We start from the raw sequence: 25,513 nt of genomic DNA, 5'->3' as shown, positions 1-25,513 counted from the left end.
TTCACCCCGTGAAGATCGTCTTCGCCTGGTCGGCCATGCCCTTGAGGATCGAGTCGATGTCGTTCGGGTTCTGGATGAACGAGTTCAGCCCGTTGGTGGCCGCGTCGCTGGCGAAGCGCGGGTCGGTGTCGCGGTCGAGGAACTGCGTGATGTGCTTGGCTTCCTCGATGACCTGCGCGGCCTTCTTCTGCAGCGCGTTGTAGCCGGCCGTGTCGGCGTTGCCCGACGTGGCGATCGAGGTCGGGTCGGACTTGAGGTAGGCCAGCTGCGCGGCGGGCGAGGCCAGGTACTCCAGGAGCTTCTTCGCGCCGGCCTCGTTGGCGGGCTTGCGGGCCATCATGTACCCGTCGATGGGCGCCTCGACGGTGTCCCGGCCGTGGGCGGGGTTGATCTCGGGGAACGGGAAGAAGTCGAGGTCGTCGAGGTCGGGGCCCTTGAACTGCTGGGCGACGAACGAGCCGAGCAGGAACATGCCGGCCTTGCCCTGCCCGAGCGCCTGCGCGGCCTCCTGCCACTCGCGGCCCAGGGCGTTCTCCTGGTGGAACGGCAGCAGCCGCTTCCAGGTGTCGAACACCTCCTTGACCTTCGGGCTCTGCCAGTCCTCCTTGCCGGCCATGAGATCGACGTGGAACCGGTAGCCGTTGATGCGGAAGTTGAGCTGGTCGAACGTGCCCATGCCGGGCCAGCCCTGCTTCTGCGCGAACGCGATGGGCACGAGGCCCTCGGACTTCATCTTCGTGGCCAGCGCGACCATCTGGTCCAGCGTCCCGGGCACCTCGTACCCGCGCTGCTGCCAGACGCTCTTGCGGTAGAAGATGCCCCACGGGTACTGGGTGAACGGGATCAGGTACTGCTTGCCGTCCGACCCGGTGGAGGCCTCCTTCAGCGCGCCGGCGTAGCCGCCGCCGACCTTGCCCCACACGTCGGACAGGTCGCCGGTGAGGCCCTTGCCGGCGAAGAACCGCATCCGGTAGCCGGCGAACCACGCGAGCACGTCGTCCGGGCGGCCCTGCAGGTAGTTGTTGATCTGCTCCTGGTACTGCTCGTGCTGCTTGGTGTTGATGGCGACCTTGAGACCGGACTCCTTCTCGAAGCCCTGGAGCGCGGCGGTGATGGCGTCCTTCGGGACCTGGTCGGAGAGGTTGTTGCCGAACGACACGGTGTCGGTCGCGCCGCCGCCGTCCGAGCCGCCGCACGCGGCCAGGCCCGGGACGGCGGCGAGGCCCGCGCCCGCGATGAGCGCCTTCAGGAGGGCCCGGCGGCCCATGAGCGGGTGGGGGGTCTCAAACCTTGCCATCTTCGCTCCTTCGGGTGACACACGCCTACACGACCGAACACACGATTCAACAAAGTTGCGCACAATGTGGTCTGCGGCACACCGCCTGTCAAGCCCCGTTACAGAGCCGTTAACCCGCCTGTGCTGCGGATAGTCACGCTGAGCAGGGCGAAACGGCCAACCCGGTGATCGTCTACCGCCGAACAGACCTAAACGATCGCTTCTGTTCGCTTGTGTTGACGTTGTCGTGGTCCGTCGGTCAGGCTTGCCGCATGACCGATTGGCCGGTGGGGATGCCGGGGCTCGCCTGGGGCGCGGACTACAACCCCGAGCAGTGGCCCGAGCACGTGTGGGCCGAGGACGTGCGCCTCATGCGCGAGGCGGGCGTGAACCTGGTCAGCGTCGGCATCTTCTCGTGGGCGCTGCTGGAGCCCGCGGACGGCCGCTACGAGTTCGCCTGGCTGGACCGGGTGCTGGACCTGCTGCACGACGGCGGCGTCCGGGTGGACCTGGCGACCGCCACCGCGTCCCCGCCGCCGTGGCTGACCACCGCGCACCCGGAGATGCTGCCCGAACGCGCCGACGGCGTCCGGCTCTCCCACGGCTCGCGCCAGGAGTACTGCCCCAGCTCACCGGTGTACCGGCGCAAGGCCGTGGCGCTGGCCCGCGCCCTGGCCGAGCGCTACCGCGACCACCCGGCGCTCGCGGCGTGGCACGTCGGCAACGAGTACGGCTGCCACGTGTCCCGCTGCTACTGCGACCGCTGCGCGACCGCGTTCCGCGAGTGGCTCAAGGCCCGGCACGGTTCTTTGGACGCGCTCAACGAGGCGTGGGCGACGGCGTTCTGGAGCCAGCACCACACCGACTGGGACCAGGTCGTGCCCCCGCGCGCCACGCCGACCTACGGCAACCCCGGCCACCTGCTGGACTTCGACCGGTTCTCCTCCGACGCCCTGCTGGAGCTGTTCAAAGCCGAGCGGGACGTGCTGCGCGAGGTGACCCCGGGCGTGCCCGTCACCACGAACTTCATGGTCGGCTGGACGTTCTCCGCGCTGGACTACTGGGCGTGGGCGCGCGAGGTCGACTTCGTCTCCAACGACCACTACACCGCCGCCGAGGACGCCGAGCGGCACGTCGAGCTGGCGTTCGCCGCGGACCTGACCCGCGGGCTCGCGGCCGGGCGGCCATGGCTGCTGATGGAGCACTCGACGTCCGCGGTGAACTGGCAGCCGCGCAACATCGCCAAGCAGCCCGGTGAGCTGCGCCGCAACTCCTTCGCCCACCTGGCCCGCGGCGCGGACGGCACGCTGTTCTTCCAGTGGCGGCAGTCCCGCGCCGGCGCGGAACGCTACCACTCGGCGATGGTCCCGCACGCCGGCGCCGAGACCAAGGTGTTCCGCGAGGTGTGCCGGGTCGGCTCGGAGTACCAGGAGATCCGCGAGCTGATCGGGTCCACTGTGGACGCGCAGGTCGCGTTCGTCCACGACTGGCAGTCGCAGTGGGCCGTGGAGCAGCCGGCGCATCCGAACTCGGACTTCTCCTACCACGGGAACGCCCTCGCGCTGTACCGGGCGTTCTGGCGGGCCGGTGTGACGGTGGACTTCCTGCCGCCTGACGGCGACTTCTCGGGGTACCCCCTGGTCGTGGTGCCCGCGCTGTACGCCCTGGACTCCGCCGAGCCGTTCGAGCGGTACGTCGAGAACGGCGGCCGGCTGCTGGTCACCTACCTGTCCGGCATCACCGACACCCGCGGCCACGTCCACCTGGGCGGCTACCCGGGCGCGTTCCGGGAGCTGCTGGGCGTGCGCACCGAGGAGTTCTTCCCGCTGGGCCGGGGCGAGACGGCGACCCTGGACGACGGCGGCCCGGTGGCGCTGTGGACCGAGCTGCTGCACCTGGACGGCGCCAAGGCGGTCGCCTCCTACGCGGACGGGCCCCTGCCCGGCGTGCCCGCCGTGACCCGCGCCGAGCGCGGCGACGGCGCGGCCTGGTACCTGGCCTGCGGGCTGTCCGGGGAGGGCCTGGCCAAGCTGGTGGACGCCGTGCTGTTCGACGCCGGCGTGCCGCGCGGTCCGGAGGGCGTCGAGGTGGTGCGTCGCCGGGGTGCGCGCGCCGGTTCGCCCGTATCGTGGCTGGTCGCGATCAACCACGGGGGCGGCGACGTCGAGCTGCCCGCGGCGGGGGTGGAGCTGCTGTCCGGCACGCGCGTGACCGGCTCGCTCACCGTGCCCGCCGGAGGAGTGGTTGTCCTCAGGGAAGAGGTGTGACGTGCTGGCGCGGCAACGACAAGCGGTGATCCTGGAAGAGGTCAAGCGGACCGGCGCGGTGCGGGTGAGCGACCTCGTGGTGCGGCTGGGCGTCTCGGACATGACGGTCCGCCGCGACCTGGACGTGCTGGCCGCGCGCGGACTGGTGGAGAAGGTCTACGGCGGGGCGACCTCCGTGGTCGGGCGCAGCACCGACGAGCCCGGGTTCGAGGCCAAGTCGGTGCGGCAGCTGCCGGAGAAGGAGGCGATCGCCGCCGAGGCCGCGACCCTGGTCCGCCCCGGCACCGCGATCGGCCTGTCCGCGGGCACCACCACGTGGACGCTGGCCCGGTTCCTGGACGACATCCCGGACCTGACCGTGGTCACCAACTCCATCCGGGTCGCCGACGTGCTCCAGCAGAGCGGGCGCACCGACCGGACCGTCGTGCTGACCGGCGGCGTGCGGACCCCGTCGGACGCGCTGGTCGGCCCGGTCGCCGTGCAGGCGCTGCGGTCCCTGCACCTGGACGTGGTGTTCCTCGGCGTGCACGGCATGGCCGAGCGGTCCGGGTTCACCACCCCGAACCTCAACGAGAGCGAGACCGACCGCGCCCTGGTGGACGCGGCCGGCCGGGTCGTGGTGGTGGCCGACCACACCAAGTGGGGCACGGTCGGCATCTCCACCATCGCCGCGCTGGACGAGGCGGACGTGCTGGTGACCGACGAAGGACTGCCCGAGGCCGCGCGGGGCGTGCTCGGCGAGCAGGTGGGTGAGCTGGTCCTGGCGCACGTGCCGGGACGGGGAGAGGAAGAGTTCGCGTGAAGCGCACGGCGGGGAAACTTGCCGATGGTCGGGAGATCATCTACTTCGACGACAGCCCGGACGCGCCGCCGCGCGTGGCGGTGGACACCCGGGACCTCCCGCGGACGCGACCGCTGTCCGAGGTGCGTCGCGATCCCCTGACCGGCGAGTGGGTGGCGATGGCCGCCCACCGCCAGACCCGGACCTACAAGCCACCCGCCGACCTGTGCCCGTTGTGCCCCTCGACGCCGGACATGCCGACCGAGGTCCCCGAGGCCGACTACGACGTGGTCGTGTTCGAGAACCGGTTCCCGTCCTTCGCGCCGGACGTGCCCGCCCTTCCGTCCACTGTGGACGGCATGCCGATGGTGGCCCGGGCCGCCGGGCGCGGCCGGTGCGAGGTGGTGTGCTTCACCTCCGACCACACGACGTCGTTCGGCTCGCTGCCGGTGTCGCGGGTGCGCACCGTGGTGGACGCGTGGGCCGACCGCACGACCGCGTTGAACGCGGTTCCGGGGGTCGAGCAGGTCTTCCCGTTCGAGAACCGCGGCGAGGAGATCGGCGTCACCCTGCACCACCCGCACGGCCAGATCTACGGCTACCCGTTCGTGACCCCCAGGACCGAGCGCATGCTGGCCGTCGCCGCCGACCACCTGTCCGCCCACGGCACCCACCTGATGGGTGACGTGCTGGCCGCCGAACGCGCCGCCGGCACCCGGGTCGTGGGGTCGTCCGAACACTGGACGGCCTACGTGCCCGCCGCCGCCCGCTGGCCGGTCGAGGTGCACGTCGTGCCCCACCGCCGGGTCCCCGACCTGCCGGCGTTGACCGCCGCGGAACGCGACGACTTCGCGCACCTCTACCTGTCGGTGCTGCACCAGCTGGACGCCCTCTACCAGCGGCCCCTGCCCTACATCGCGGCGTGGCACCAGGCCCCGGCGCGCGTCGGCCGCGACCTGGCGTGGCTGCACCTGGAGGTCTTCTCCGTGCTGCGCACCGCCGACAAGCTGAAGTACCTGGCCGGCAGCGAGTCCGGCATGGGCGTCTGGGTGAACGACGCGACGCCGGAGCAGATCGCCGAGCGCCTGCGCGGGTGAAGTTCCGCCCTGAGGACTCACAACTGATGCCCAGGTCCGTTTAAGGCTCCTCTCAGGCGCACACCCCAGAGTGGTGGGCATGACCGAGAACGAGCCGCAGCAGCCGCGGAGCCCGTGGGCTTCCAGCGGCCCCGGTCGTGAAGACGCCGGTGACCGGCAGCAGGGTGCCGGGACGCCGGAGGACGGCGGCCCCGGAGCTGGGCAGGGCAGCTCCGTGCCGTCGAGCGAGACCGGTGCGGGCGGTGCTGTGCAGGGCAGCACCGCCGCGCCGGACCACGGCGGTGCGGGCGCTGTGCAGGGCAGCGCCACGCCGTCGGACACCGGTGACGCGGGTGCTTCGCAGGGGAGCACCCCGCCACCGCCCACCGGTGCCGCGGGTGCCCCTTTCGGGAGCACCCCGCCATCGGACGCCGGAACGCCGAGCGCCTCTTACGAGCGCGCCGCGTCCCCGGTTCCCGGGTTCCCGGTCATCGGGGGCCCGCTCGGCTCGCCGGGCGCTGTGCAGGGCAGCGCCGGGCAGCCGTCCACCGGCTGGGGGAGTGCCCAGCCGGGAGCACCCGGCGGGCCAGGCGTTCAGCAGGGGACGCCTGGTCAGCCGGGGCCCTACTACGCACCGCCCGGAGCCGTCGTCACCCAGGCGCCGCCACCGCGGAACCGGGGCCGCGGGAAGGTGGTCGCCGGTGTCACCGCGCTGGTCCTCGCCGTCGGGGGCGTGGCCGGCGGGGTCGGCGGCTACATCGGCTACCAGGCGGCGGACAGCTCCGGACCGGTGACCAACGCGCTGAACGCCCCGCCGCCCGCGCAGCAGACCGGCAGCGCACCCGCCGGTTCGATCGAGCAGGTGGCGCAGAAGGTGCTGCCGACGGTCGTGCAGGTGCAGGTCAGCGGCGGCGCCGGTTCGGGGATCGTGGTCAGCTCGGACGGCTTGGTGTTGACCAACAACCACGTGGTCGAGTCGGCGGCCGCCGGCGGGGCCATCCGGGTCCAGTTCCAGGACGGCAAGCGGGCGGCGGCCAAGATCGTCGGCCGGGACCCGACGTCCGACCTGGCGGTGCTGAAGGCGGACGGCGTGTCCGGCCTGCCGACCGCCGAACTGGGCAGCTCGGGCGACCTGCGCATCGGCCAGGACGTGGTCGCGGTCGGTTCGCCGTTCGACCTGAACGGCACGGTGACGTCGGGCATCGTCAGCTCCCTGAACCGCCCGGTGCGGGCCGGTGGCGAAGACGGCAGCCAGGCCACGGTGCTCAACGCCATCCAGACGGACGCGGCCATCAACCCGGGCAACTCCGGCGGCCCGCTGGTCGACATGCAGGGCCGGGTCGTGGGCGTGAACTCCGCGATCTACTCGCCCAACCGGCAGGGTTCGCAGGCGGGTTCGGTCGGCATCGGCTTCGCGATCCCGATCGACCAGGCCAAGCGGACGGCCAAGGAGCTGAGCGAGACCGGCAAGGCCACCCAGACGGTGCTGGGCGTGCAGGTGACCGACAACCAGGAGGGCGGCGCCCTGGTCCGCGAGGTCACGGCGGGCGGCGCGGCCGAGCAGGCGGGCCTGAAGCCGGGCGACGTGATCACCCGCCTGGGAGACCGCCCCATCGACTCGTCGGACGCCCTGGTCGCAGCGGTCCGCTCCCGCGCCCCGGGCGAGAAGGTGCAGCTCACGGTGGGCAGCCGAACCGTCGAGGTGACGCTGGGCAGCCAACCGGTGGAAACCAGGTAACGCCTGGTCCGAAGACTCCGGCTCACGTGCCCCGAGCCGGACGAAGGCCGCATACCGGCAGGTTCCCCTCACCTGCCGGGATGCGGTCTTTCAGCGTGTCCGGGGAATCACCCGATCGGGGACATACAGGATTCGAGCCGTTCGGCGCTCTCGCGCGTCCCGTAAACAAGGAGCGCGGGACAACGGCAGGCCCCCAGGCCCAGGCGGACCCCCGTGCGGAGGCCGGGCTGGGTGCGGTGGCCGGCCGAGCCGGGCTGGCTGGGCGCGGCGGTCGGGCGGGATGCGGCGGTCGGGCGGGGTGCGGCGGTCGGGCGGGGTGCGGCGGTCGGGCGGGGTGCGGCGGTCGGGCGGGGTGCGGCGGGTGGGGTGGCCGGCTGTGCGGGTCGGTCGGCCTGCGGCGTGCGGCGGGTGTCTTACGGGGCGGTGACGGTGTTCGTCGTGGCGGGGCTGCCGGGGTGGGCGGGTCGTACCTTGTGGGGGTGGGTGAGGTTGGGCGGGTTCTGGTTGTCGATGACGACGTGACCGTGCGGGATGTCGTTCGGCGGTACCTTGAGTTGGCCGGGCACCAGGTCGAGTTGGTCGGCGACGGCGAGCAGGCGTTGCGGCGGATCGCCGAGCGGGAGCCCGATCTCGTCGTGCTCGACCTGATGTTGCCCGGGATCGACGGGCTTGAGGTGTGCCGGCGGCTTCGCGGGCGCAGTGCGGTTCCGGTGGTCATGTTGACCGCGTTGGGGCAGGAGGAGGACCGCATCGCCGGGCTCACGCTCGGCGCGGACGACTACGTGACCAAGCCGTTCAGCCCTCGCGAACTGGCGTTGCGGGTGACCTCGGTGCTGCGGCGGTCGCGGGTGGCGGCGAGTGTGCCGCCGTCGGTGCTGGTCGACGGGGACCTGCGGGTGGACGTCGGCGCGCACACCGCGTGGCGGGACGGTGTCGAGTTGGCGTTGACCACGCGCGAGTTCGACCTGCTCGTGTTCTTCCTGACCCACCCCGGCACGGCGTTCTCGCGCGCCGAGCTGCTGGCGCGCGTGTGGGGGTGGGAGTTCGGCGACCAGTCCACCGTGACCGTCCACGTGCGACGGCTGCGCGAGAAGGTCGAAACCGACGCGGCCCGGCCGGTGCGCATCGCCACCGTGTGGGGCGTCGGGTACCGGTGGGACAGGAGCGCCTGAATGCTCGTCGAGATCTCGCACATCCTCCCCTACGCGGTGCTGTTCTCGTTGCCGCTGGCGGTGTTGGGGGCGCTGCTGTTGCGGCGGTTCGTGCGCGGGTCGTTGACCGCGGCCCTGACGGTGCTGGCGATCGTGCCGGTGGTCGCGACGATCGGCGGCGTCCTCGCGGTCTCCGGGTTCATGTTCACGTCCATGCTGGTCACGACCGTGCTGGTGTGCGTGCTGGTGGCGCTGGTGACGGTGCCGGCGGCGGTGGTGCTGGGGCGGTCCGTCGCGCGGCGCAGCGTGTGGGAGCGGGAGGCGCGGGCTCGGGAGCGGGCGGCGGAGGCGTCGCGGCGCGAGTTGGTCGCGTGGATCAGCCACGACCTGCGCACGCCGTTGGCCGGCATCCGGGCGATGGCGGAGGCGTTGGCGGACGGCGTCGTGACGCAGCCCGCCGAGGTCGCCGACTACGCGGGGCGGATCTCCGCCGAGGCGCGGCAGCTGTCCGGGATGGTGGACGACCTGTTCGAGCTGTCCCGGATCACCGCGGGCGCGCTGCGGTTGACGTTGTCCGAAGTGCCCTTGGCGGACGTGGTGAGCGACGTCGTGGCGGCGGAACGGGCCGTCGCGGCGCGCAAGGGCGTGGAGCTGCGGGCGGACGCCGTGACCTGGCCGGTCGTGCTCGGCTCGGACCCCGAGCTGGCGCGAGTGGTGCGCAACCTGCTGGCCAACGCGATCCGCCACACCCCGCCGGACGGGACGGTCGCCGTCCAGGTGGACGTCGAGGGTTCGGAGGCGTTGCTGCGCGTGGACGACGCGTGCGGCGGCATCCCGGAGGCGGACCTGCCGCGGGTGTTCGAGGTGGCGTTCCGCGGCACGCCCAGCCGCCAGCCGGTGGGCGGCGGGTTGGGCCTGGCCATCGCGCGCGGCCTGGTCGAGGCGCACCGGGGCACCATCGACGCCCGCAACCACGGCGCGGGCTGCCGGTTCGAAGTCCGCCTGCCGTTGCGCACCGCGTGACGCCGTGTCCGCGGAACCGCTTCGCCCGTCACTGGGTACGGTGATCCGCATGGAACGCAGCGCTCAGCGCCTGGGACGTGCCCTGGTCGTGATCGTGGACGACCGGGTAGCGCACGGTGAGCACGAGGACAGCACGGGGCCGCTGGTCACCGAGCTGCTGGAGGAAGCGGGATTCATCGTCGACGGCACCGTCGCGGTGGAGGGCGAGGTCGTGGGCATCCGCGCCGCGCTGAACACGGCCGTCATCGGTGGCGTCGACCTGGTCGTCACCGTGGGCGGCACCGGCGTGTCGCCGCGCGACGTCACACCCGACGCGACGCAGGGCGTGCTGGACCGGCCGATCGCGGGCATCGCGGAGGCCCTGCGGGCGTCCGGCCTGGCGGCGGGCGCGGTGGACGCGGGCATCTCGCGCGGCCTGGTGGGGATCTCGGGCAGCACCCTGGTCGTGAACCTGGCGGGTTCGCGGTCGGCGGTGCGCGACGGCATGGCGACCCTGTCGGCCCTGGTGCCGTACGTGATCGAGCAGCTTTCGGGTCTGGACGAGGCGTGACCGAGCCGGCCGACGACGCACCCGCCCCGGCGGCGGAGGCAGGAGCGGAAGCAGCCTCGGCTGCGACTGCGGCTGCCGCCGAGGCGGCGCGTCGTCGCCGGCTGGCGGAGGTCTTCGGCGACGTGCTGCCGGAGTCCCCCGACGAACCGACCCCCGCCGCCCGCGACGAGCAGTGGTACCGGGAGAACCGCCCACCGCACCACGAGTAGGCCGCGGAACCGGCCGCCTGCCCGCGCCGCCACTCGGCCGGGTTGCCGCGTGTGGCGGGCGGTGCCGCTGGTGGTGGCCCGGCTGCCGGGTTGGCGCGGCGGTGCCGCGGGGCCCGGTTGGCGCGGCGGTGCCGCTTGGCGGCTGCCGGGATGGCGCGGCGGTGCCGCTCGGCGGCTGCCGGGGTGGTGCAGCGGTGCCGCTCGGCGGGTTTCGGGGGCCGAGCGGCGGCTGGGTGGTGCCTCTCGGGTGCGCGGTGGGGGCGGCTCCCGTCAGTTCTGGTTCTGGCGTTGCTGTGCGGCCAGGAGGTCGCGGATCTCCTTCAGGAGTTCCACGTCCGTCGGCTCCGACGGGCCCGGCTCCTCGCCGCGCTTGCGGCGTTCCTTCAGCTTGTTCATCGGCATCACGAAGATGAAGTAGACGACCGCCGCCACGATCACGAAGTTGATCGCCGCGGTGATGATCGCGCCGAAGTCGATGATCGTCTTGTCGCTGCTGCCGAGCTGGACCGCCAGGCCGTTGACGTTGTTGCCGCCGAACAGCGCGACGATCGGGTTGATCAGGTTGTTCGTGAACGCCGTGACGATCGCGCCGAACGCCGCGCCGATGACGACGGCGACCGCGAGGTCGACCACGTTGCCGCGCATGAGGAAGTCTTTGAAGCCTTTGATCACGACCGGCTCCTCCATTCGGGGGGACACTTGGGGGCTAGCGGAGGGTAACCGGTTGCCCTCCTCCCCGTGACGCAGCGGGTACGTGTGTCGGACGGTGTCAGTCGGTGGGGGTGAGGGTCGGGGGCAGGCCGAGCAGGTCGAACAGGGCCGTGCCGAAGGTCGTGATCTCGGCGATGCGGTCGCCCTCGACGCGCAGGACGTCGAGCTTGAACGCGCGGAACAGGGTGTCGCCCGGGCGGCGCAGGTAGCTCGCCGCCGCCGGCATGCGGTTCGTGCTCGTCGGGAGCAGTCGCCAGTCACCCTCGCGGTCCGGGCCCAGGGCCCGTTCGAGCAGGGGCGCGATGGCGGCCAGGCCGTCGAAGCACAGCGGCAGCGGCGGCATGGTGACGCGCAGGTCCTCCGCCGCGATCGCCACCGCGGCGACGGCGTCGCAGCGTTCGTGCGCGTCGATGAACCGTTCGAGCAGCTCCCGTTCCGCCGGCCCCGGCTCGTGCGCCGACCAGTCGTTGCGGTGCGACGGCAGGTGCTGCCGCATCGTGGCGCGGGCGCGCTGGAGGGCGCTGTTGGTCGCGGCGACGCTCAGGTCCAGCAGGTCGGCGGTTTCCTTCGCCGACATGTCGAGCACCTCCTTGGCCAGCAGCGCGGCCCGTTGGCGCGGCGGCAGCACCTGGAGCGCGGCGAGGAAGGCCAGCTCGACCGTCTCCCTCGCCACCGCCACCACGTCCGGCTCGTCGTGCGCGGGGGCGAGCAGGGTGTCCGGGTACGGGGTCAGCCAGCTCACCTCCTGTTGGGCCGTCACCGGTCGGCGCGCCTTGGACCGGATCGCGTCGAGGCACGTCGTCGTCGCGATCCGGTACAGCCACGCCCGCACGTTGCCGCCGTCGAACGTGTCCCGGCCCTTCCACGCCCGCAGCAGCGTCTCCTGCACCGCGTCCTCGGCCTCGTCGTAGGAGGCGAGCATGCGGTAGCAGTGGACGTGCAGCTCCCGGCGGTGTCGCCGAAACGCCTCGTCGAGGTCGAGGTCGGGGTCGGGGTCGGCGGTGGGGTCGGCCGCTGGGGAGGAGCGGCCGGCCGGGTTGGGGTCGGGTGCCGGTGCCGGGTGTGGGCCGGCAGCCGGGGTGGGACCGGCGGCGGCCGGGGTGGGTGTCGGGTGTGGGCCGGTGGCCGGGGTGGGACCGGTCGCCTGGGGTGGGTCGGGGGCGAGGCCGGCGGCCGGGGTGGGATCGGCGGCGGCCGGGGTGGGTGTCGGGTCCGGGGTGGGGCTGGGGTGGGTGGGCATGGTCAGCGGACGGGCTTGGCGACCTGTTGGACGGCCCACGAGTTGCCGTCCGGGTCCTCGAAGAAGATGAAGCTGTTGTAGTCCGCCGACTGCGGGTCCGGGCCCGGTGTCATCGCCCCGTTCTCGAAGTGCTGGACGCCCGAGTGCTTGACCCCGGCCGCGTCCAACTGTGTCGCGGCGGCCTCGATGTCGGTGACCACCAGGTGGTTGCCCTTCAGCGAGCCCGGCTCCATGCCGCCGCCCAGGCCCTTGCCGAACACGATCGAGCAGCCCGACCCCGGCGGTGTCACCTGGACGACCCGGAACGCGTCGCCCGCGCTGTGGTCGGTGTCGACGGTGAAGCCCAGCTTCCCGGCGTAGAACTCCTTCGCCCGGTCCACGTCGGTCACGGGGACGATGACGACTTCCAGCTTCCAGTCCACGGTGCGCTCCTCCAGTCGGTGCGTGTGTTCTACATGCTGTGGAACGTCGGCACGCCCGAACACTCATCGGTCCGGCGATGAACTTTTCGGGCAGGGTGTCGGCGCAGGTCAGCGCAGGGTGAGGGCCACCGGTTGGGCCAGCGACTCGGACGCCACCCGGGTCGCCGCCGCCCGGTCGAGGTTCAGCACGGCCACCTCGCCGTCGCGCACCGCCACCACCGACGCCGACTCCGCCAGCACCCGGTCCTGGGCCACCACGTCGACCCGCGCCCCGGTTGTCAGCAGGCCGGCCACCGCCGGGTCGCCCAGCCGCACGGCCACCGACGCCGTGTCCGGGTTCGCCGCCGACAGCCGCAGGTCGGTCAGCGGCTCGCCGGCCCGCGCCGGCGACACCAGCGCCCGCCCGACGGCGCGCTCCACCGACACCGCTCCCCCTGGGGACAACTCTGGGGGTATTCGGTGGACAACCACATCACCGGGGGTCAACGGCACCCCCGCCGCCAGGTCGCGGGCCGCCACCGCGACCTCCACCCCGGCCGGGGTGGGCCACCCCGCCACACCGACCGCCACCAGCAGGAACAGGGCCGCCAAGATCTTCCGCGTCAGGTTCATGGGTTCGACGGTAGGGAAGGTTCAGGGGGCGGAAAAGCACGAACCCCCGAGCTGTGGACAACTCGGGGGCTGTGGACAACTTGGGGATACCGCGGACCGCCGAACCGGGCCGCGGCGAGGGAACGAGCGGACTTACGACGCCGCGGCGGAGGAACGAGCGGGCTTACGAAGCTGCGGCGGCCGGTGCCGAGGAGGACGACGAGGCCGCCGGCTTCGACTCGCTCTTCGACGACGAGTCGGAAGAGGAGGAAGAGGACGGGGAAGACGTCCGGTTGTCGGTCCGGTAGAAGCCGCTGCCCTTGAACACGACGCCCACGGCGCCGTAGAGCTTGCGCAGCTTGCCCTTGCACTCCGGGCACTCGGTCAGCGCCGAGTCGGAGAAGGACTGCACCGCTTCGAACCGGTGGTCGCACTCGGTGCATGCGTACTGGTAGGTCGGCACTGGTCGCCCCTCCACGGGTCCTGGTTGGCACTCAGACCGCCAGAGTGCCAACAACGATGATGCGCCGGCCGGCATATCCCGCGCAAACATCACAGGTCAACGTCACAGGGGCAGCTTGACCAAGCCCGCCGGCGTCAGCACCGCGTCCATCAGCACGTCGTGCGGCTCGGCGGGCAGCGAGGGCACGAACTCCGACTCCCGCACGACCGCCACCTTCGGCCCCCGGGCCAGCGGCAACGACCGGTCGTAGTGCCCGCCGCCGCGCCCCAGCCGGACCCCGCGGTGGTCCACCGCCAACGCCGGGACCAGCACCAACGCCGCCGACCCGAGCGCCGAAGGCCCCAACACCGCCCCGGCGGGCTCCCGCAGCCCGTACGGGCCGGGCCGCAACGCCCCGTCGTACTCCGCCCAGTCCAACGGCGCCGCCCCCACCACGACCGGCAGCAGCACCCGGTACCCCGCGTCCCGCAGCACGTCGAGCATCTCGACGGACCCCGGCTCGCCCCCCACCGCCAGGTACGCGCACACCGTCTGACCGGGCAACACGCCAAAAGCCTCCACAGCGGACAAGACGACCGACGTCAACGGCGCGGCCCCGGCCACCCGCCGCGCCGCCAGCAGCCGTGTGCGCTCCGTCGTCTTCCGGTTACGTTCATCGGACGTCATCGTGAACACCCCTGACCACGCCGTTACGCTCGCTGTCCATGAGCGCCTTCCAGACAGCAATCGTGCCCGCGGCGGGACTGGGCACGCGCTTCCTCCCCACCACCAAGGCGGTGCCCAAGGAGTTGCTGCCGGTCGTCGACACCCCCGGGATCGAACTGGTCGCCACCGAGGCGGCGCAAGCGGGGGCGACCAAGCTCGTGATCGTGACCTCACCCGGCAAGGACGCGGTGGCCGAGTACTTCCGGCCGCAGCCCGAGCTGGAGCAGACGCTCGAAGAACGCGGCAAGACCGACCTGGTCGAGAAGGTCCGGCGGGTGTCGAACCTGATCAAGGTCGAGACCGCGATCCAGGACAAGGCCCTGGGCCTCGGCCACGCCGTCGGCTGCGCCGAGGGCAACCTGACCGGCGAGGACGAGGCCGTCGCCGTCCTCCTGCCCGACGACCTCGTGCTGCCCACGGGCGTGCTCAGCCGCATGGCCGAGGCGCGCGAGCGGTTCGGCGGCAGCGTGCTGTGCGCGTTCGACATCCCCAAGGACCAGATCTCCGCGTACGGCGTGTTCGACGTCCGCGACACCGGCGACGACGACGTCAAGCGGGTCGTCGGCATGGTCGAGAAGCCCAAGCCGGAGGACGCCCCGTCCACGTTCGCGGCGGCCGGCCGGTACCTGCTCGACCGCGCGGTCTTCGACGCCCTCAAGCGCATCACCCCCGGCGCGGGCGGCGAGCTGCAGCTCACCGACGCCATCGCCCTGCTGATCAACGAGGGTCACCCGGTGCACGTCGTGGTCCACCGGGGTGGGCGACACGACCTGGGCAATCCGGCCGGTTTCCTCAAAGCTGCGGTTGACTTCGCACTTGAGCACCCGGACTACGGGCCCGAGCTGGGGGAGTGGTTGCGGGAACGCCTCGGCAACTCCTGAACGAGGGTCGGCACATGAGGTCAGTGGAAGAGCAGCTCGCCCGGGTGATCGCCGCCGCCGTGCGGCCCGCCCCGGTGCGCGTGGCGATCTCCGAGTCGCAGGGCCTGCTCTGCGCGGAGGAGGTCGTCGCGGAGCGCGCGTTGCCCGGGTTCGACCAGGCGGCGGTGGACGGCTACGCGGTGCGCAGCGTGGACGTGCAGGCCGCCGGCACCGAACCGGTGGTGTTGCCGGTGGTCGGCGAGATCGCCGCCGGCTCCCGCCAGCCCAGACGGCTGCAGCCGGGCCAGGCGGTCCGGGTCGCGACCGGCGCGCCGCTGCCGACGCTGGCCGACGCCGTCGTGCCCCTCGGGTTCACCGACGGGCACGCGGCGAAGGTGACCGTCCACCGGCCGGTGCCGTCCGCGGCGTTCGTGCGGCGCACCGGCGAGGACGTGCAGACCGGTGACGTCGCCGTGCGCCGCGGCGCGTCCATCGGGGCCGCCCAGGTCGGCCTGCTGGCCGCCGTCGGGCGCAACAAGGTCCTGGTCCACCCCCGGCCGCGGGTGTCGGTGATCTCCGTCGGCGAGGAGCTCGTCGACGTGGACCGCACCCCCGGCCAGGGCCAGGTCTACGACGTCAACTCCTACGCGCTGGCCGCCGCCGCGCGGGACGCGGGCGCCGAGGTCAGCCGGGTCGGCATCATGTCGGTCGACCCGCGCAAGCTGCGCGAAGTGGTCGAAGGGCGGCTGCTGCTGTCCGAGATCGTGGTCATCGCGGGCGGGGTCGGCGGGGTCGTGGGCGACGAGGTCCGCGCCGCGCTGGCCGACCTCGGGGACGTGGACTGCACGCGCGTGGCCATGCACCCCGGTTCGGTGCAGGGCTTCGGCCGGCTCGGGCCGGACGCGGTGCCCACGTTCCTGCTGCCCGCGAACCCGATGAGCGCCCTGGTCGTTTTCGAGGTGCTGGTCCGCCCGCTGATCCGGGCCGCGCTGGGCAAGCGCAACCCGTACCGGCGGGCGGTCGGCGCGCGGCTGCTGTCGCCGCTGACCTCCACGAAGGGGCGGCACGGCTTCCTGCGCGGCCAGTTGCTGCGGGACGCGGACAACGGCGAGTACCTCGTGCAGCCGTTGGGTACCTCCGGTGCGCACCTGCTGGCTTCGCTGGCCGAGGCGAACTGCTTGATCATGGTCGACGAGGACGTGACGGACGTGGCGGCGGGCGAGGAAGTGAAGGTCAGCTTCCTGGCCCAAAAGGGTTGAGCGGACGGAGGGGGATGGGCGCGGGTCTGGCGTGGGAAGGCGGCAGGCATCCCGGCTGGCCCGTGCGGCTCGGTCCGCTGCGGGTCGAGGCCGGTGTCGTCGCGCTGCGCCCGCCCAAGCTGCTCGACGCGTCCGCGTGGTCGCGGATCCGGATGCGCGACCAGGCCCACCTGGAGGAGTGGGAGCCCACCGCGGTCGACGGCTGGCCCGAGCGCAACGCCGCCATGTCCTGGCCCGCGCAGTGGTCGTCGCTCAAGGCCCTGGCCCGGCGCGGCCAGGCGCTGCCGTTCGTGATCACCGTGGACGGCGACCTGGCCGGGCAGATCACCGTGGGCAACATCGTGCGCGGGTCGCTGCGGTCGGCGTGGGTCGGGTACTGGGTCGCCGCCGACCGGGCCCGCGGCGGCGTGGCGACGGCGGCGCTGGCGCTGGTGGTGGACCACTGCTTCGGCGCGGCCGGGCTGCACCGGCTGGAGGCGACCGTGCGGCCGGAGAACAAGGCCAGCCTGCGCGTGCTCGCGAAGGCCGGTTTCCGCGAGGAGGGGCTGTTCCTGCGCTACCTCGACGTGGCCGGTGACTGGCGCGACCACCTGTGCTTCGCGATGACCGCGGAGGAAGCCTCGCCGGAAGGCCTGGTACGCCGATTGGTCGCAGCCGGGTTCGCCCGAACCGCCTGATCAGCGCGCCGAGCGGCTTATTCGGATCACCCGAAAGTGGGTGATAGACCACACTTTGGTACGTACGCCGGTCGGCGAGCCTCCGGCACAGGTGTGACTGTTGTGACTAACGTGGCGTACGAAGTCCGCGCGGGTAGGGGGAGGTGACGGGGGTGCCGAGTTCGCTGATCATCGTGGGACTGGTGGTGGCCTGGCTGGTCGTCCTCGTCCCGATGGTGGCGCGCAAGCGCGCCGACGCGCGGACCAGCATGGAGGAGGAGTACGACGCCATGCCCGACGCCGAGTACGACGAGTACGACGACTACGCCGACGCGGAGGCCGACGAGTTCGAGGAGGTCGCCCACCGGCCCTACCGGCCCGGCCGCGGCGGCTTCGACCCGGAGACCGCGGCGATCGTGGCGCAGGCGAAGTACGCGTTCCGGCGCCGGGTGGTCGGCACGCTGCTGCTGCTCGCCCTGGTCACCGGCGTGGTCGCGGGCGTGCTGTACCCGCTGGTGTGGTGGGGCCACGCGGCGGTCGACCTGACCCTGGTCGGCTACCTGGTGTACCTGCGCCGCCAGGTGCGCATCGAAGAGGACATCCGCGCCCGCCGACTGGCCCGCCTGGCCCAGTCCCGCCGCCGCCCGGCCCCGCGCCCGGCGGTCGTGGAGGAGCGCGAGGAGCAGGTGGAGGAGGAGCACGGCCTGGCCCCGCAGCCGCGCTTCGAGCACCACGTCCGCCCAGGCACGGTCGTGGTGGACGCCGACGACGAGGACCCGGTGTTCGTCGAGCTGGACGGCCCGGAGACGCTGCCGTACCGGCGGGCGGTGGGCGAGTAGAGGGGGGTGGCGAAACCACCCCCCGACGCCTGATATGCTTTCGCCGCACCACCGGGAACGACAACTGAACACGGGGCTGTAGCGCAGTTGGTAGCGCGACTCGTTCGCATCGAGTAGGTCAGGGGTTCGATTCCCCTCAGCTCCACAAACACCGAGGGCGGTACCGGGTGACCGGTGCCGCCCTTCGTTTCGCCCGAGGTCGGGCCACGGGCCGCGCCGATTCCCGGGCACACCACGCTTGACGACTCCCGAGTCCGCAATTCCCCGGAGAACACCGCCGCGCGGCTCGCCAGGATTCGGCGTGTGAGTGACGAAGACAACGTTCCCGAGGAACTCCGCCTGATCCCCGTCGAGAACTCCGTCGAGGGTGGCGCGTTCAAAGGGGTCCAGGCCGGGGTCATCCACGGTGGGGTGCACTTCGGGGTCGGGCGCGAGTCGAAGCTCGCCGTGTTGCGCGCTACCCGGGCGGAACTGGACGACGTGCGCGACCACTTCGTGCCGCCCGGCGGGTTCGGGGACGCCGCCCGGATACTGAAAGCGCAGCGCGTGGTCGTGTTGGCCGGTCCGGGCAGCGGGCGTTCGTACACGGCCCGCAGGCTGCTCGTGGACGTCGACGCGGAAGACGTCGTGGAGATCGGCCGCGAACGGCCGTTGGGCGCCTTCGAGGACCTGGAGGAGGACACCGGGTACGTCTGGGACGCCCGCGAAACCGCCCACACCCACTTCGGCGGGCTGGACTTCGAGCAGACCGCCCGGCTCGTGCGCGCCACGCGGAACTGCCACCTGGTGATCGTGGTGGACAGCGAGAACCAGGTCCCCGACACCGCCGCCGGCCACGTCGCCCGCCTGACCGCGCCGCCCGCCGAGGACGTCGCCCGGGTCGAGATCGCCCGCCGCCGGCTCGACGACCCGGACGCCCCGCTGGTGCTGCTCAAGGACGACCTGGCGGTGGAGCCCGGCGCGCCGCCGGAGAAGGCCGTGCGCGCGGTGGACCTCGCCGTCCGGGTCTGTGCCGGGGAACTGGGGTTGGACGCGGCGCTCGCGGAGTTGCGGGAGGACGTCGAGCAGGCCGTCGAACGGCACCTCGGCGGGCTGTCGGACCTGGAGCTGGCGCTGTCGTTCGCGATCGCCGTGCTGGAGCACCAGCCCTACGACGAGGTGGTGGCCTGCGCGGTCGAACTGGACGAGGCGCTGCGCAAGACGCACGTGCCGGAGGACGAGTTCTGCGCGCACCCACCGTTCTCGACGTCGAAGAACCGGCTGTTGGCCGCGGTGTCGGCCACGACGACCGTGCGCGACCACCCCGTGCACCACGGCCTGCGGGAGGAGACGGTCCACTTCACCCGCCAGGGCTGGGCCGGGGTCGTGCTGCGCCGCCTGTCGCGGGAGTACCCGTTGGCGCAGGACGAGTTGTGGCGGTGGATGTGCTCGCCGTCGGTGACGCGGCGCTTCCGCGAGGCCGTGCAGCGGGCGCTGATCACGATCGTCACGGAGATCCCGGCGCACGAACCGCTGCACCTGCTCGACCGCCTGGCCGGCAGCAGCGCCCTGAACCACCAGACGCTCGCCGCGGCCGTCGCGGCCCGCCTGGACGAGTCCTACGGCGAGCTGGTCTCGCAGACCGTGGACGCCTGGGTGGACGGCACCGCCTACCGGCAGGCCACCGCCGGGTGGTTCAGCCTGGCCCTGTCCGCCGCCCGGCCGCTGGACGAGTCGTTGCGGCGCTTGGAGGTCATCGCGCGCTCGTCGCGCCTGACGCCGCAGAACACCGTGGTGGCCGTGATGTTGTCGTTGCTGGACGACGAGGAGCACCGGGAGCCGGTGCTGGCGACCGTCCTGCGCTGGACCGGTGACCGCAAGCTGGCGCGGGTCGCGCTGCCGCTCGCGATGTGGATCACCGGCTACTACCCGTACTACCGCTCGGAGGAGCTGTTCGCCGCGCACCCCGAGCAGCTCACGACGTTGGCCGTGCGGGCGTTGACCGACCCGGAGACCAGCGACCTGGCGTTCGAGTGCCTGGAGGAGCTGGTCGGCGAGGCCAGGGTGAAACCGGCGTCGGAGAAGCGGTTGCGCGCGCTGACCCGGCACCTCGCGCCCAAGCCGACCTGGTTCGCCCGCACGCGGGCGGTCCGCGCGCTGGTCATGCTGCACCCCGGCAAGCGCGCGGCGCTCAACCGCATCCTGCGGCACGCGCACCGCCTGCAAACCACCGGCTAGCCGGGGTATCCGGCGCGGGTCGGGCGGCTCCTTCCCTTGTAGGGGAGGGATTCCATGACGACCACGGTGAGCTTCGTAGCCCATCCGGACGACGACCTGCTCTTCATGAACCCGGACATCCTGTCCGACGTGCAGGCCGGCCACGACGTGTGGGTGGTGTACCTGACCGCCGGGGACCTGCCGTGCGGCGAAGGGTTTCCGGCCTGCGGCATGGATTACGCGGACATGCGGATCCACGGCGTGCGCGCCGCGTACGCGCGGGCGGCGCACGCGGCCAACCAGTGGACGTTCGAGCCGTTGGGGCTGGCCGGTCACGAGGTCGCCACCAACACGCTCGACGGCACGCGGGTGCGGCTGTTGTTCACGTTCGTCCACGCGGCCGGCGGCAGCGACCAGACCGGGGACCTGGCGCGCATGGTGCTGGACGAGAGCTTCGTGGCGCACCCGATCGACGGGCGCGCCCCGTACACGCGGTCGTCGTTCGTCGCGATGCTGCACGACGTCCTGGCGGTCGCGCGGCCCGACTACGTGCGGACGTTGAGCACCGTCGGGCACCGCGAGACCGATCAGGACCACGTCGACCACGTGGCGGGCGCGATCCTGGCCGCGCTGGCCGATCTCGACGGCGCAGGGCGGACGTGGGTGCGGCGCGACGAGTACGACGCGTACGTGATCCGGCAGCGGCCGGAGAACTGGTGGGGCTACTGGCGGGACGAGAAGACCGCCGTGTGGCACGCGTACCGGCCGCACGACCCGATGCTCGGGCCGGGCATGTGGGACGAGGTGATGGGCCGCCAGTACCGGCAACGCGTGTTCGAGGTCGGCGACCCGTGGACCCCTCCGCCGGACTTCACCGGGTAGCCGTGCCACTACCATCCGCACGGTGCGATTCGTGGCCGATCTCCACATCCACTCCAAGTACTCGCGGGCGTGCAGCCGGGACTGCGACCTCGAACACCTGACCTGGTGGGCCCGCCGCAAGGGGATCACGCTGGTCGGCACCGGCGACTTCACCCACCCCGCCTGGCACGACCACCTGCGCGACGCGCTGGTGCCCGCCGAACCGGGCCTGTTCCGGTTGCGCGACGACCTGGACCGCGAGATCGACCGGACCCTGCCGCCGTCGCTGCGGGCGCGGACCGTGCGGTTCATGCTGTCCGTGGAGATCTCCACGATCTACAAGCGCGACGGCCGCACCCGCAAGGTCCACCACCTGGTCTATCTGCCGGACCTGGAGTCGGCGGCGGGGTTCAACCGGCGGTTGGCGCGCATCGGCAACATCGCCTCGGACGGGCGGCCCATCCTCGGCCTGGACTCGCGGGACCTGCTGGAGATCACGCTGGAGTGCGGCGGCTACCTGGTGCCCGCGCACGTGTGGACGCCGTGGTTCGCCGTGCTGGGCTCGAAATCGGGGTTCGACGCGGTCGCGGACTGCTACGCCGACCTGGCCGACCACGTGTTCGCGGTGGAGACCGGCCTGTCCAGCGACCCGGAGATGAACTGGCGGGTCTCGTCCCTGGACCGCTACCGCCTGGTCAGCAACTCCGACGCCCACTCGCCGCCCGCGCTGGGCCGGGAGGCGACGGTGTTCGACACCGACCTGGACTACCACTCGGTGCGGCGCGCGCTGGAGACCGGCGTCGGGCACGCGGGGTCCATCGAGTTCTTCCCGGAGGAGGGCAAGTACCACGTCGACGGGCACCGGAAGTGCGGTGTGCGGCTGGAACCCGCGGAAACGGCGGCGGTGGGCGGGATCTGCCCGGTGTGCGCGAAGCCGGTGACCGTGGGCGTGCTGAGCCGGGTCGAGGAGCTGGCGGACCGCGCCGCCGGGTTCCGGCCGGACGGGGTCGCGGGGTTCGTGAACCTGGTGCCGCTGCCGGAGATCGTCTCCGAGATCGTCGGGACCGGGCCGAAGAGCAAGAAGGTGCTGGCCGAGGTCGACCGGTTGGTGGCGGCGTTCGGGCCGGAGCTGGTGGTCCTGCAGGACGTTCCCGTGGACGAGTTGGCCGCGCAGTCCCCGTTGGTGGGGGAGGCGGTGGAGCGGCTGCGCCGGGGGCGGGTGGTGCGCGACGCCGGGTACGACGGGGAGTACGGCGTGATCCGGCTGTTCGAGCCGGGGGAGTTGGAGCGGCGCGGTTCCGCGCTGTCGCTGTTCGAGTTCGCGCCCCCGGCCAGGGCGGAGGTGCCCGCGCCGGTCGTGACACCCGCGCCGGCACCCGCTCCACGGGTGGCGGCGGCGCCCGCACCGCCCGACAACGGGCACGGCACGGGGTTGCTGGACAGCCTCGACCCGGATCAGCGGGCGGCGGCCGGGAGTGGTGGCGGGCCGTTGCTCATCATCGCCGGACCCGGCACGGGCAAGACACGCACGCTGACGCACCGGATCGCGCACCTGGTCACCGAGCGCGCGGTGCCCGCGGAAGAGTGCCTGGCCATCACGTTCACCCGACGCGCGGCCGAGGAGATGGCCGAGCGGCTGGAAGCGCTGGGCGTGCGGGTCACCGTGGCCACGTTCCACTCGTTGGGGGTGCGGATCCTGCGCGAGCACCACGCCCGGCTCGGGCTGTCCGCCTCCTTCGGCATCGCGGACCCCGAGCGGCAGGTCGAGGTCGCGCGCTCGGTGTGCGGGGACGACGGGGAGGCTCGGCGGCTGGTCGCCGAGGGGTCCGAGATCTACAAGAAGGCCCTGAGGGCACAGGACCTGGTCGACTTCGACGACCTGGTGGCGCTCCCGCTCGCCCTGCTGGAGGACGATCCCGCGCTGGTCGCCGCCTACCGTGACCGGTACAGGTGGATCTCCGTCGACGAGTACCAGGACGTGGACGAGCGGCAGTACCGGCTGCTCGGGCTGCTCGCCCCGCCCGACGGCAACCTCACCGCGATCGGCGACCCGGACCAGGCGATCTACCGCTTCCGGGGCGCGGACGTCGGGTTCTTCCTGCGGTTCCGGGAGGACTTCCCGGGCGCGCGGGTCGTGCACCTGACGCGCAACTACCGGTCCAGCGCGGCGGTGGTGCGGGGCGCCCTGGAAGTGATCACGCCCTCGACGCTGGTGCCCGGACGGGAACTCCACCCCGTCGGCGACCACGGGGACGCGTTGATCGCCGTGCACCACGCCGCGTCGGAGCAGGCCGAGGCGGCGTTCGTCGCCCGCACGATCGAGCAGGTGCTGGGCGGGGCGTCGTTCCACGCGTTCGACAGCGGGCGGGTGACCTCGGACGGCACGCAGGGGCTCGGGTTCTCCGACTTCGCCGTCCTCTACCGGACCGACCGGCGGTCCAGGGCGCTGGTGGACGCGTTGACGCAGTCCGGGTTGCCGTTCCAGAAGCGGTCCCACGACCGGTTGGCGGACCGGCCCGGCGTGGCGCGGATCGTGCGGGAACTCCCGTTCACCGCCGGTGGGTCCGTTGTGGACCGGGTGCGGGCGGCGGCCGGGGAGGACCACGTCGCGTACGAGTTGCTCAAGCCGTTGGCGGAGGAGTGCGGCACGGACTTCGAGCGGTTCCACACCACGCTGGCGCTCGGCGTCGAGGTGGACACCTGGGACCCGCGTGCGGACCGGATCTCACTGCTCACGCTGCACGCGTCCAAGGGCCTGGAGTTCCCGGTCGTGTTCATCGTCGGGTGCGAGGACGGCGTGCTGCCGCTGCGCCGGCCCGGTCAGGACGACGACACCGACGAGGAACGCCGCCTGCTGTTCGTCGGCATGACCCGCGCGGGGCGCCACCTGTTCCTCAGCCACACCGCGGCCCGACCGCGCTCGCCGTTCCTGGCCGACCTCGGCGAGTTCCGGCGGATCGGCGACGCGCAGCCGAAGCGGCGGCGCGGGGGCACGCAGGTCAGCCTGTTCTGAACAGGTGAGCCATGATCACGAATGGTATGGACCATAACGCGGTGTTATGACAGAACTGGAATATCCGCCGGGCCCCGCGGCCGGCTAGCGTCGACACCACGGCCCCGCATCCAGTGTCACCACCCCTGCAAGGAGACAGCGGATGACTCGACGCATCGCCGCCGCCGTCGCCGTGACGGTCCTGGGCGCTGCCGGTGTCGCAGCGGTCCTGACCAGCAGTGCGACCGCCGGCCCACCACCAGCGGAGAGCGGTGACCTCGTCGCCGCCCTCTCCCGCGACCTCGGCCTGACCCCTGACCAGGCCAAGTCGCGACTCGTCCGCGAAGCCCAGGCGACCCGGACCGACCACGACCTCAAGAACCGCCTCGGCGCGACCTACGCGGGCTCCTGGCTGGACAAGGACGCCACGACGCTGACCGTCGCCGTCACCAACGCGGCCCAGATCCAGGCCGTGAAGGACGCGGGGGCCACGCCCAAGGTCGTCAAGCACAGCCAGATCCAGCTCGACGCGCTCAAGGCCAAGCTCGACGCCAACAAGGACGTCCCCGAAGGCGTCCCCGCCTGGTACGTCGACGTGACCACGAACTCCGTGGTCGTCCTGGCCCGCGACCTCGGCAACGCCAAGGCGTTCGCCAAGGCCAGCGGCCTGGCCGAGGCCGACGTGCGGATCGAGCCGTCGAACGAGGACCCGCGCCCGCTGATCGACGTGATCGGCGGCAACGCCTACTACATGAGCGGCGGCGGGCGCTGCTCGGTCGGGTTCTCGGTCAACGGCGGCTTCGTCACCGCGGGCCACTGCGGCACCACCGGCCAGGGCACCACCCAGCCGACCGGGACGTTCGCCGGGTCCAGCTTCCCCGGCAACGACTACGCGTGGGTCCGCGTCGGCGCGGGCAACACCATGCGCGGCCTGGTGAACCGCTACCCCGGCACCGTGCCGGTGGCCGGTTCGACCGACGCGCCGGTGGGCGCCTCGGTGTGCCGCTCGGGCTCCACCACGCAGTGGCGCTGCGGCACCATCCAGCAGCGCAACACCTCCGTCACCTACCCCCAGGGCACCGTCTCCGGAGTGGTCCGCACCAGCGCCTGCGCCGAACCCGGCGACTCGGGCGGCTCGTGGCTCTCCGGTGACCAGGCCCAGGGCGTCACCTCCGGCGGATCCGGGAACTGTTCGTCCGGCGGCACCACGTACTTCCAGCCGGTGAACGAGATCCTCCAGGCCTACGGCCTCCAGCTGGTCACGAGCGGGGGCACGCCGACGACGTCGACGTCGCCGACCACCACGACCAGCAACCCCGGCCAGACGACCTGGCAACCGGGCGCCACGTACGCGATCGGCTCCCTCGTGACGTACAGCGGCGTCGGGTACCGGTGCTTGCAGGGGCACACAGCCCAAACCGGTTGGGAACCGCCCAACGTGCCCGCCCTGTGGGAGCGCGTGGGCTAGCGGCAAGCCACATGCGCGGGGGAGGGGTCCGGCGCCCGGCGTCGGACCCCCCTTTCCCGCGTAGCCGGGGGCGCGAGGCGACTGCGGAGACGCCTCCCCCCACCGGGACCGCACGGGCGTTTGCGGAGGCGCCCCCGGTCCCACCACCGGGTGGCGGGGCGTTTGCGGAGACGCCCCGC

At 72.5% G+C, this 25,513-nt stretch carries 23 protein-coding genes and 1 tRNA gene; 17 read left to right on the top strand and 7 right to left on the bottom strand.

The features are described from left to right. Position 1 precedes the first annotated feature (1 nt). Positions 2–1,297, bottom strand: a complete 1,296-nt coding sequence (locus AB0A74_RS03820) for an ABC transporter substrate-binding protein (RefSeq protein WP_358247355.1) — start codon at positions 1,295–1,297, stop codon at positions 2–4. Between the two features lie 251 nt (positions 1,298–1,548). Between AB0A74_RS03820 and AB0A74_RS03815 the strand changes: the two genes are divergently transcribed. The 8 genes from AB0A74_RS03815 (at position 1,549) to AB0A74_RS03780 (ending at position 10,071) form a co-directional block, all read left to right on the top strand. After that, entirely contained in the window at positions 1,549–3,543 is a 1,995-nt protein-coding gene (locus tag AB0A74_RS03815; RefSeq protein WP_358247354.1) for a beta-galactosidase, read from the top strand. A 1-nt stretch (position 3,544) separates the two neighbouring features. After that, the gene (locus tag AB0A74_RS03810; protein WP_343932673.1) at positions 3,545–4,345 is read left to right on the top strand and encodes a DeoR/GlpR family DNA-binding transcription regulator; all 801 of its coding nucleotides are present in this window, start codon (positions 3,545–3,547) and stop codon (positions 4,343–4,345) included. Then, entirely contained in the window at positions 4,342–5,421 is a 1,080-nt protein-coding gene (gene galT / locus AB0A74_RS03805) for a galactose-1-phosphate uridylyltransferase (RefSeq protein ID WP_358247353.1), read from the top strand. The genes AB0A74_RS03810 and galT overlap by 4 nt, the downstream gene beginning before the upstream one ends. Before the next feature lie 499 nt (positions 5,422–5,920). Then, on the top strand, positions 5,921–7,138 hold the full coding sequence (locus tag AB0A74_RS03800; protein WP_358247520.1) for a trypsin-like peptidase domain-containing protein: 1,218 nt from the start codon (positions 5,921–5,923) through the stop codon (positions 7,136–7,138). 479 nt (positions 7,139–7,617) lie between these two features. Next, the gene (locus tag AB0A74_RS03795) at positions 7,618–8,310 is read left to right on the top strand and encodes a response regulator transcription factor (protein ID WP_358247352.1); all 693 of its coding nucleotides are present in this window, start codon (positions 7,618–7,620) and stop codon (positions 8,308–8,310) included. Then, positions 8,311–9,312 (top strand): HAMP domain-containing sensor histidine kinase, encoded by a 1,002-nt coding sequence (locus tag AB0A74_RS03790; RefSeq protein ID WP_358247351.1) that lies wholly within the window; start codon positions 8,311–8,313, stop codon positions 9,310–9,312. 49 nt (positions 9,313–9,361) lie between these two features. Then, complete coding sequence (locus AB0A74_RS03785) at positions 9,362–9,862, top strand: molybdenum cofactor biosynthesis protein B (RefSeq protein WP_121223263.1); 501 nt, start codon at positions 9,362–9,364, stop codon at positions 9,860–9,862. Beyond that, a complete protein-coding gene (locus tag AB0A74_RS03780) occupies positions 9,859–10,071 on the top strand; it encodes a hypothetical protein (protein ID WP_358247527.1) in 213 nt (70 codons plus the stop codon). Before AB0A74_RS03785 ends, AB0A74_RS03780 begins: the two co-directional genes overlap by 4 nt. Before the next feature lie 270 nt (positions 10,072–10,341). On the opposite strand, the gene mscL is transcribed toward AB0A74_RS03780, so the two are convergent. The 6 genes from mscL to AB0A74_RS03750 form a co-directional block, all read right to left on the bottom strand. After that, positions 10,342–10,743 (bottom strand): large-conductance mechanosensitive channel protein MscL, encoded by a 402-nt coding sequence (mscL, locus tag AB0A74_RS03775; RefSeq protein WP_358247350.1) that lies wholly within the window; start codon positions 10,741–10,743, stop codon positions 10,342–10,344. A gap of 97 nt (positions 10,744–10,840) precedes the next feature. Continuing rightward, positions 10,841–12,022, bottom strand: a complete 1,182-nt coding sequence (locus AB0A74_RS03770) for an RNA polymerase subunit sigma-70 (protein ID WP_358247349.1) — start codon at positions 12,020–12,022, stop codon at positions 10,841–10,843. Between the two features lie 2 nt (positions 12,023–12,024). Further along, the gene (locus AB0A74_RS03765; RefSeq protein ID WP_358247348.1) at positions 12,025–12,444 is read right to left on the bottom strand and encodes a VOC family protein; all 420 of its coding nucleotides are present in this window, start codon (positions 12,442–12,444) and stop codon (positions 12,025–12,027) included. Between the two features lie 108 nt (positions 12,445–12,552). After that, positions 12,553–13,056 (bottom strand): SAF domain-containing protein, encoded by a 504-nt coding sequence (locus tag AB0A74_RS03760; protein WP_358247347.1) that lies wholly within the window; start codon positions 13,054–13,056, stop codon positions 12,553–12,555. 163 nt (positions 13,057–13,219) lie between these two features. After that, complete coding sequence (locus AB0A74_RS03755) at positions 13,220–13,498, bottom strand: FmdB family zinc ribbon protein (RefSeq protein ID WP_358247346.1); 279 nt, start codon at positions 13,496–13,498, stop codon at positions 13,220–13,222. 102 nt (positions 13,499–13,600) lie between these two features. Beyond that, complete coding sequence (locus AB0A74_RS03750; protein WP_358247345.1) at positions 13,601–14,164, bottom strand: 5-formyltetrahydrofolate cyclo-ligase; 564 nt, start codon at positions 14,162–14,164, stop codon at positions 13,601–13,603. A gap of 38 nt (positions 14,165–14,202) precedes the next feature. Here AB0A74_RS03750 and AB0A74_RS03745 point away from each other — a divergent pair, with 38 nt between their 5' ends. The 9 genes from AB0A74_RS03745 (at position 14,203) to AB0A74_RS03705 (ending at position 25,334) form a co-directional block, all read left to right on the top strand. Beyond that, entirely contained in the window at positions 14,203–15,084 is an 882-nt protein-coding gene (locus AB0A74_RS03745) for a UTP--glucose-1-phosphate uridylyltransferase (RefSeq protein ID WP_358247344.1), read from the top strand. 14 nt (positions 15,085–15,098) lie between these two features. Beyond that, positions 15,099–16,322: a gephyrin-like molybdotransferase Glp gene (glp, locus tag AB0A74_RS03740; protein WP_358247343.1), complete on the top strand. Its 1,224-nt coding sequence runs from the start codon at positions 15,099–15,101 to the stop codon at positions 16,320–16,322. 14 nt (positions 16,323–16,336) lie between these two features. Beyond that, positions 16,337–16,999, top strand: a complete 663-nt coding sequence (locus AB0A74_RS03735) for a GNAT family protein (protein ID WP_358247342.1) — start codon at positions 16,337–16,339, stop codon at positions 16,997–16,999. Between the two features lie 152 nt (positions 17,000–17,151). Further along, positions 17,152–17,817 carry a gephyrin-like molybdotransferase receptor GlpR gene (glpR, locus tag AB0A74_RS03730; protein WP_358247341.1) on the top strand — a complete coding sequence of 222 codons (666 nt, stop codon included), beginning with the start codon at positions 17,152–17,154 and terminating at the stop codon, positions 17,815–17,817. 72 nt (positions 17,818–17,889) lie between these two features. Beyond that, a tRNA-Ala gene (locus AB0A74_RS03725) sits at positions 17,890–17,962 on the top strand. A gap of 158 nt (positions 17,963–18,120) precedes the next feature. Continuing rightward, positions 18,121–20,034: a hypothetical protein gene (locus AB0A74_RS03720; RefSeq protein WP_358247340.1), complete on the top strand. Its 1,914-nt coding sequence runs from the start codon at positions 18,121–18,123 to the stop codon at positions 20,032–20,034. Between the two features lie 54 nt (positions 20,035–20,088). After that, the gene (locus AB0A74_RS03715; protein WP_358247339.1) at positions 20,089–20,895 is read left to right on the top strand and encodes a PIG-L family deacetylase; all 807 of its coding nucleotides are present in this window, start codon (positions 20,089–20,091) and stop codon (positions 20,893–20,895) included. A gap of 22 nt (positions 20,896–20,917) precedes the next feature. Continuing rightward, entirely contained in the window at positions 20,918–23,887 is a 2,970-nt protein-coding gene (locus AB0A74_RS03710) for a UvrD-helicase domain-containing protein (RefSeq protein WP_358247338.1), read from the top strand. Positions 23,888–24,029: 142 nt separating this feature from the next. Continuing rightward, on the top strand, positions 24,030–25,334 hold the full coding sequence (locus AB0A74_RS03705; protein ID WP_358247337.1) for a carbohydrate-binding protein: 1,305 nt from the start codon (positions 24,030–24,032) through the stop codon (positions 25,332–25,334). The last annotated feature ends 179 nt before the right edge of the window (positions 25,335–25,513 follow it).

The sequence above is a fragment of the Saccharothrix sp. NPDC042600 genome (assembly GCF_040647305.1).
In the GTDB taxonomy this organism is placed as follows: domain Bacteria; phylum Actinomycetota; class Actinomycetes; order Mycobacteriales; family Pseudonocardiaceae; genus Actinosynnema; species Actinosynnema mutabilis.
Note: the sequence above shows the minus strand (reverse complement) of the source record. Positions and strands in the feature narration are given on the sequence as shown.

Excerpts from the sequence above, each read along its gene's own strand:
- AB0A74_RS03820 (WP_358247355.1), bottom strand. The coding sequence starts at position 1,297 with ATGGCAAGGTTTGAGACCCCCCACCCGCTCATGGGCCGCCGGGCCCTC.
- AB0A74_RS03815 (WP_358247354.1), top strand. The coding sequence starts at position 1,549 with ATGACCGATTGGCCGGTGGGGATGCCGGGGCTCGCCTGGGGCGCGGAC.
- AB0A74_RS03790 (WP_358247351.1), top strand. The coding sequence starts at position 8,311 with ATGCTCGTCGAGATCTCGCACATCCTCCCCTACGCGGTGCTGTTCTCG.
- AB0A74_RS03785 (WP_121223263.1), top strand. The coding sequence starts at position 9,362 with ATGGAACGCAGCGCTCAGCGCCTGGGACGTGCCCTGGTCGTGATCGTG.
- AB0A74_RS03770 (WP_358247349.1), bottom strand. The coding sequence starts at position 12,022 with ATGCCCACCCACCCCAGCCCCACCCCGGACCCGACACCCACCCCGGCC.
- AB0A74_RS03760 (WP_358247347.1), bottom strand. The coding sequence starts at position 13,056 with ATGAACCTGACGCGGAAGATCTTGGCGGCCCTGTTCCTGCTGGTGGCG.
- AB0A74_RS03750 (WP_358247345.1), bottom strand. The coding sequence starts at position 14,164 with ATGACGTCCGATGAACGTAACCGGAAGACGACGGAGCGCACACGGCTG.
- AB0A74_RS03745 (WP_358247344.1), top strand. The coding sequence starts at position 14,203 with ATGAGCGCCTTCCAGACAGCAATCGTGCCCGCGGCGGGACTGGGCACG.
- glp (WP_358247343.1), top strand. The coding sequence starts at position 15,099 with ATGAGGTCAGTGGAAGAGCAGCTCGCCCGGGTGATCGCCGCCGCCGTG.
- AB0A74_RS03735 (WP_358247342.1), top strand. The coding sequence starts at position 16,337 with ATGGGCGCGGGTCTGGCGTGGGAAGGCGGCAGGCATCCCGGCTGGCCC.
- AB0A74_RS03715 (WP_358247339.1), top strand. The coding sequence starts at position 20,089 with ATGACGACCACGGTGAGCTTCGTAGCCCATCCGGACGACGACCTGCTC.
- AB0A74_RS03705 (WP_358247337.1), top strand. The coding sequence starts at position 24,030 with ATGACTCGACGCATCGCCGCCGCCGTCGCCGTGACGGTCCTGGGCGCT.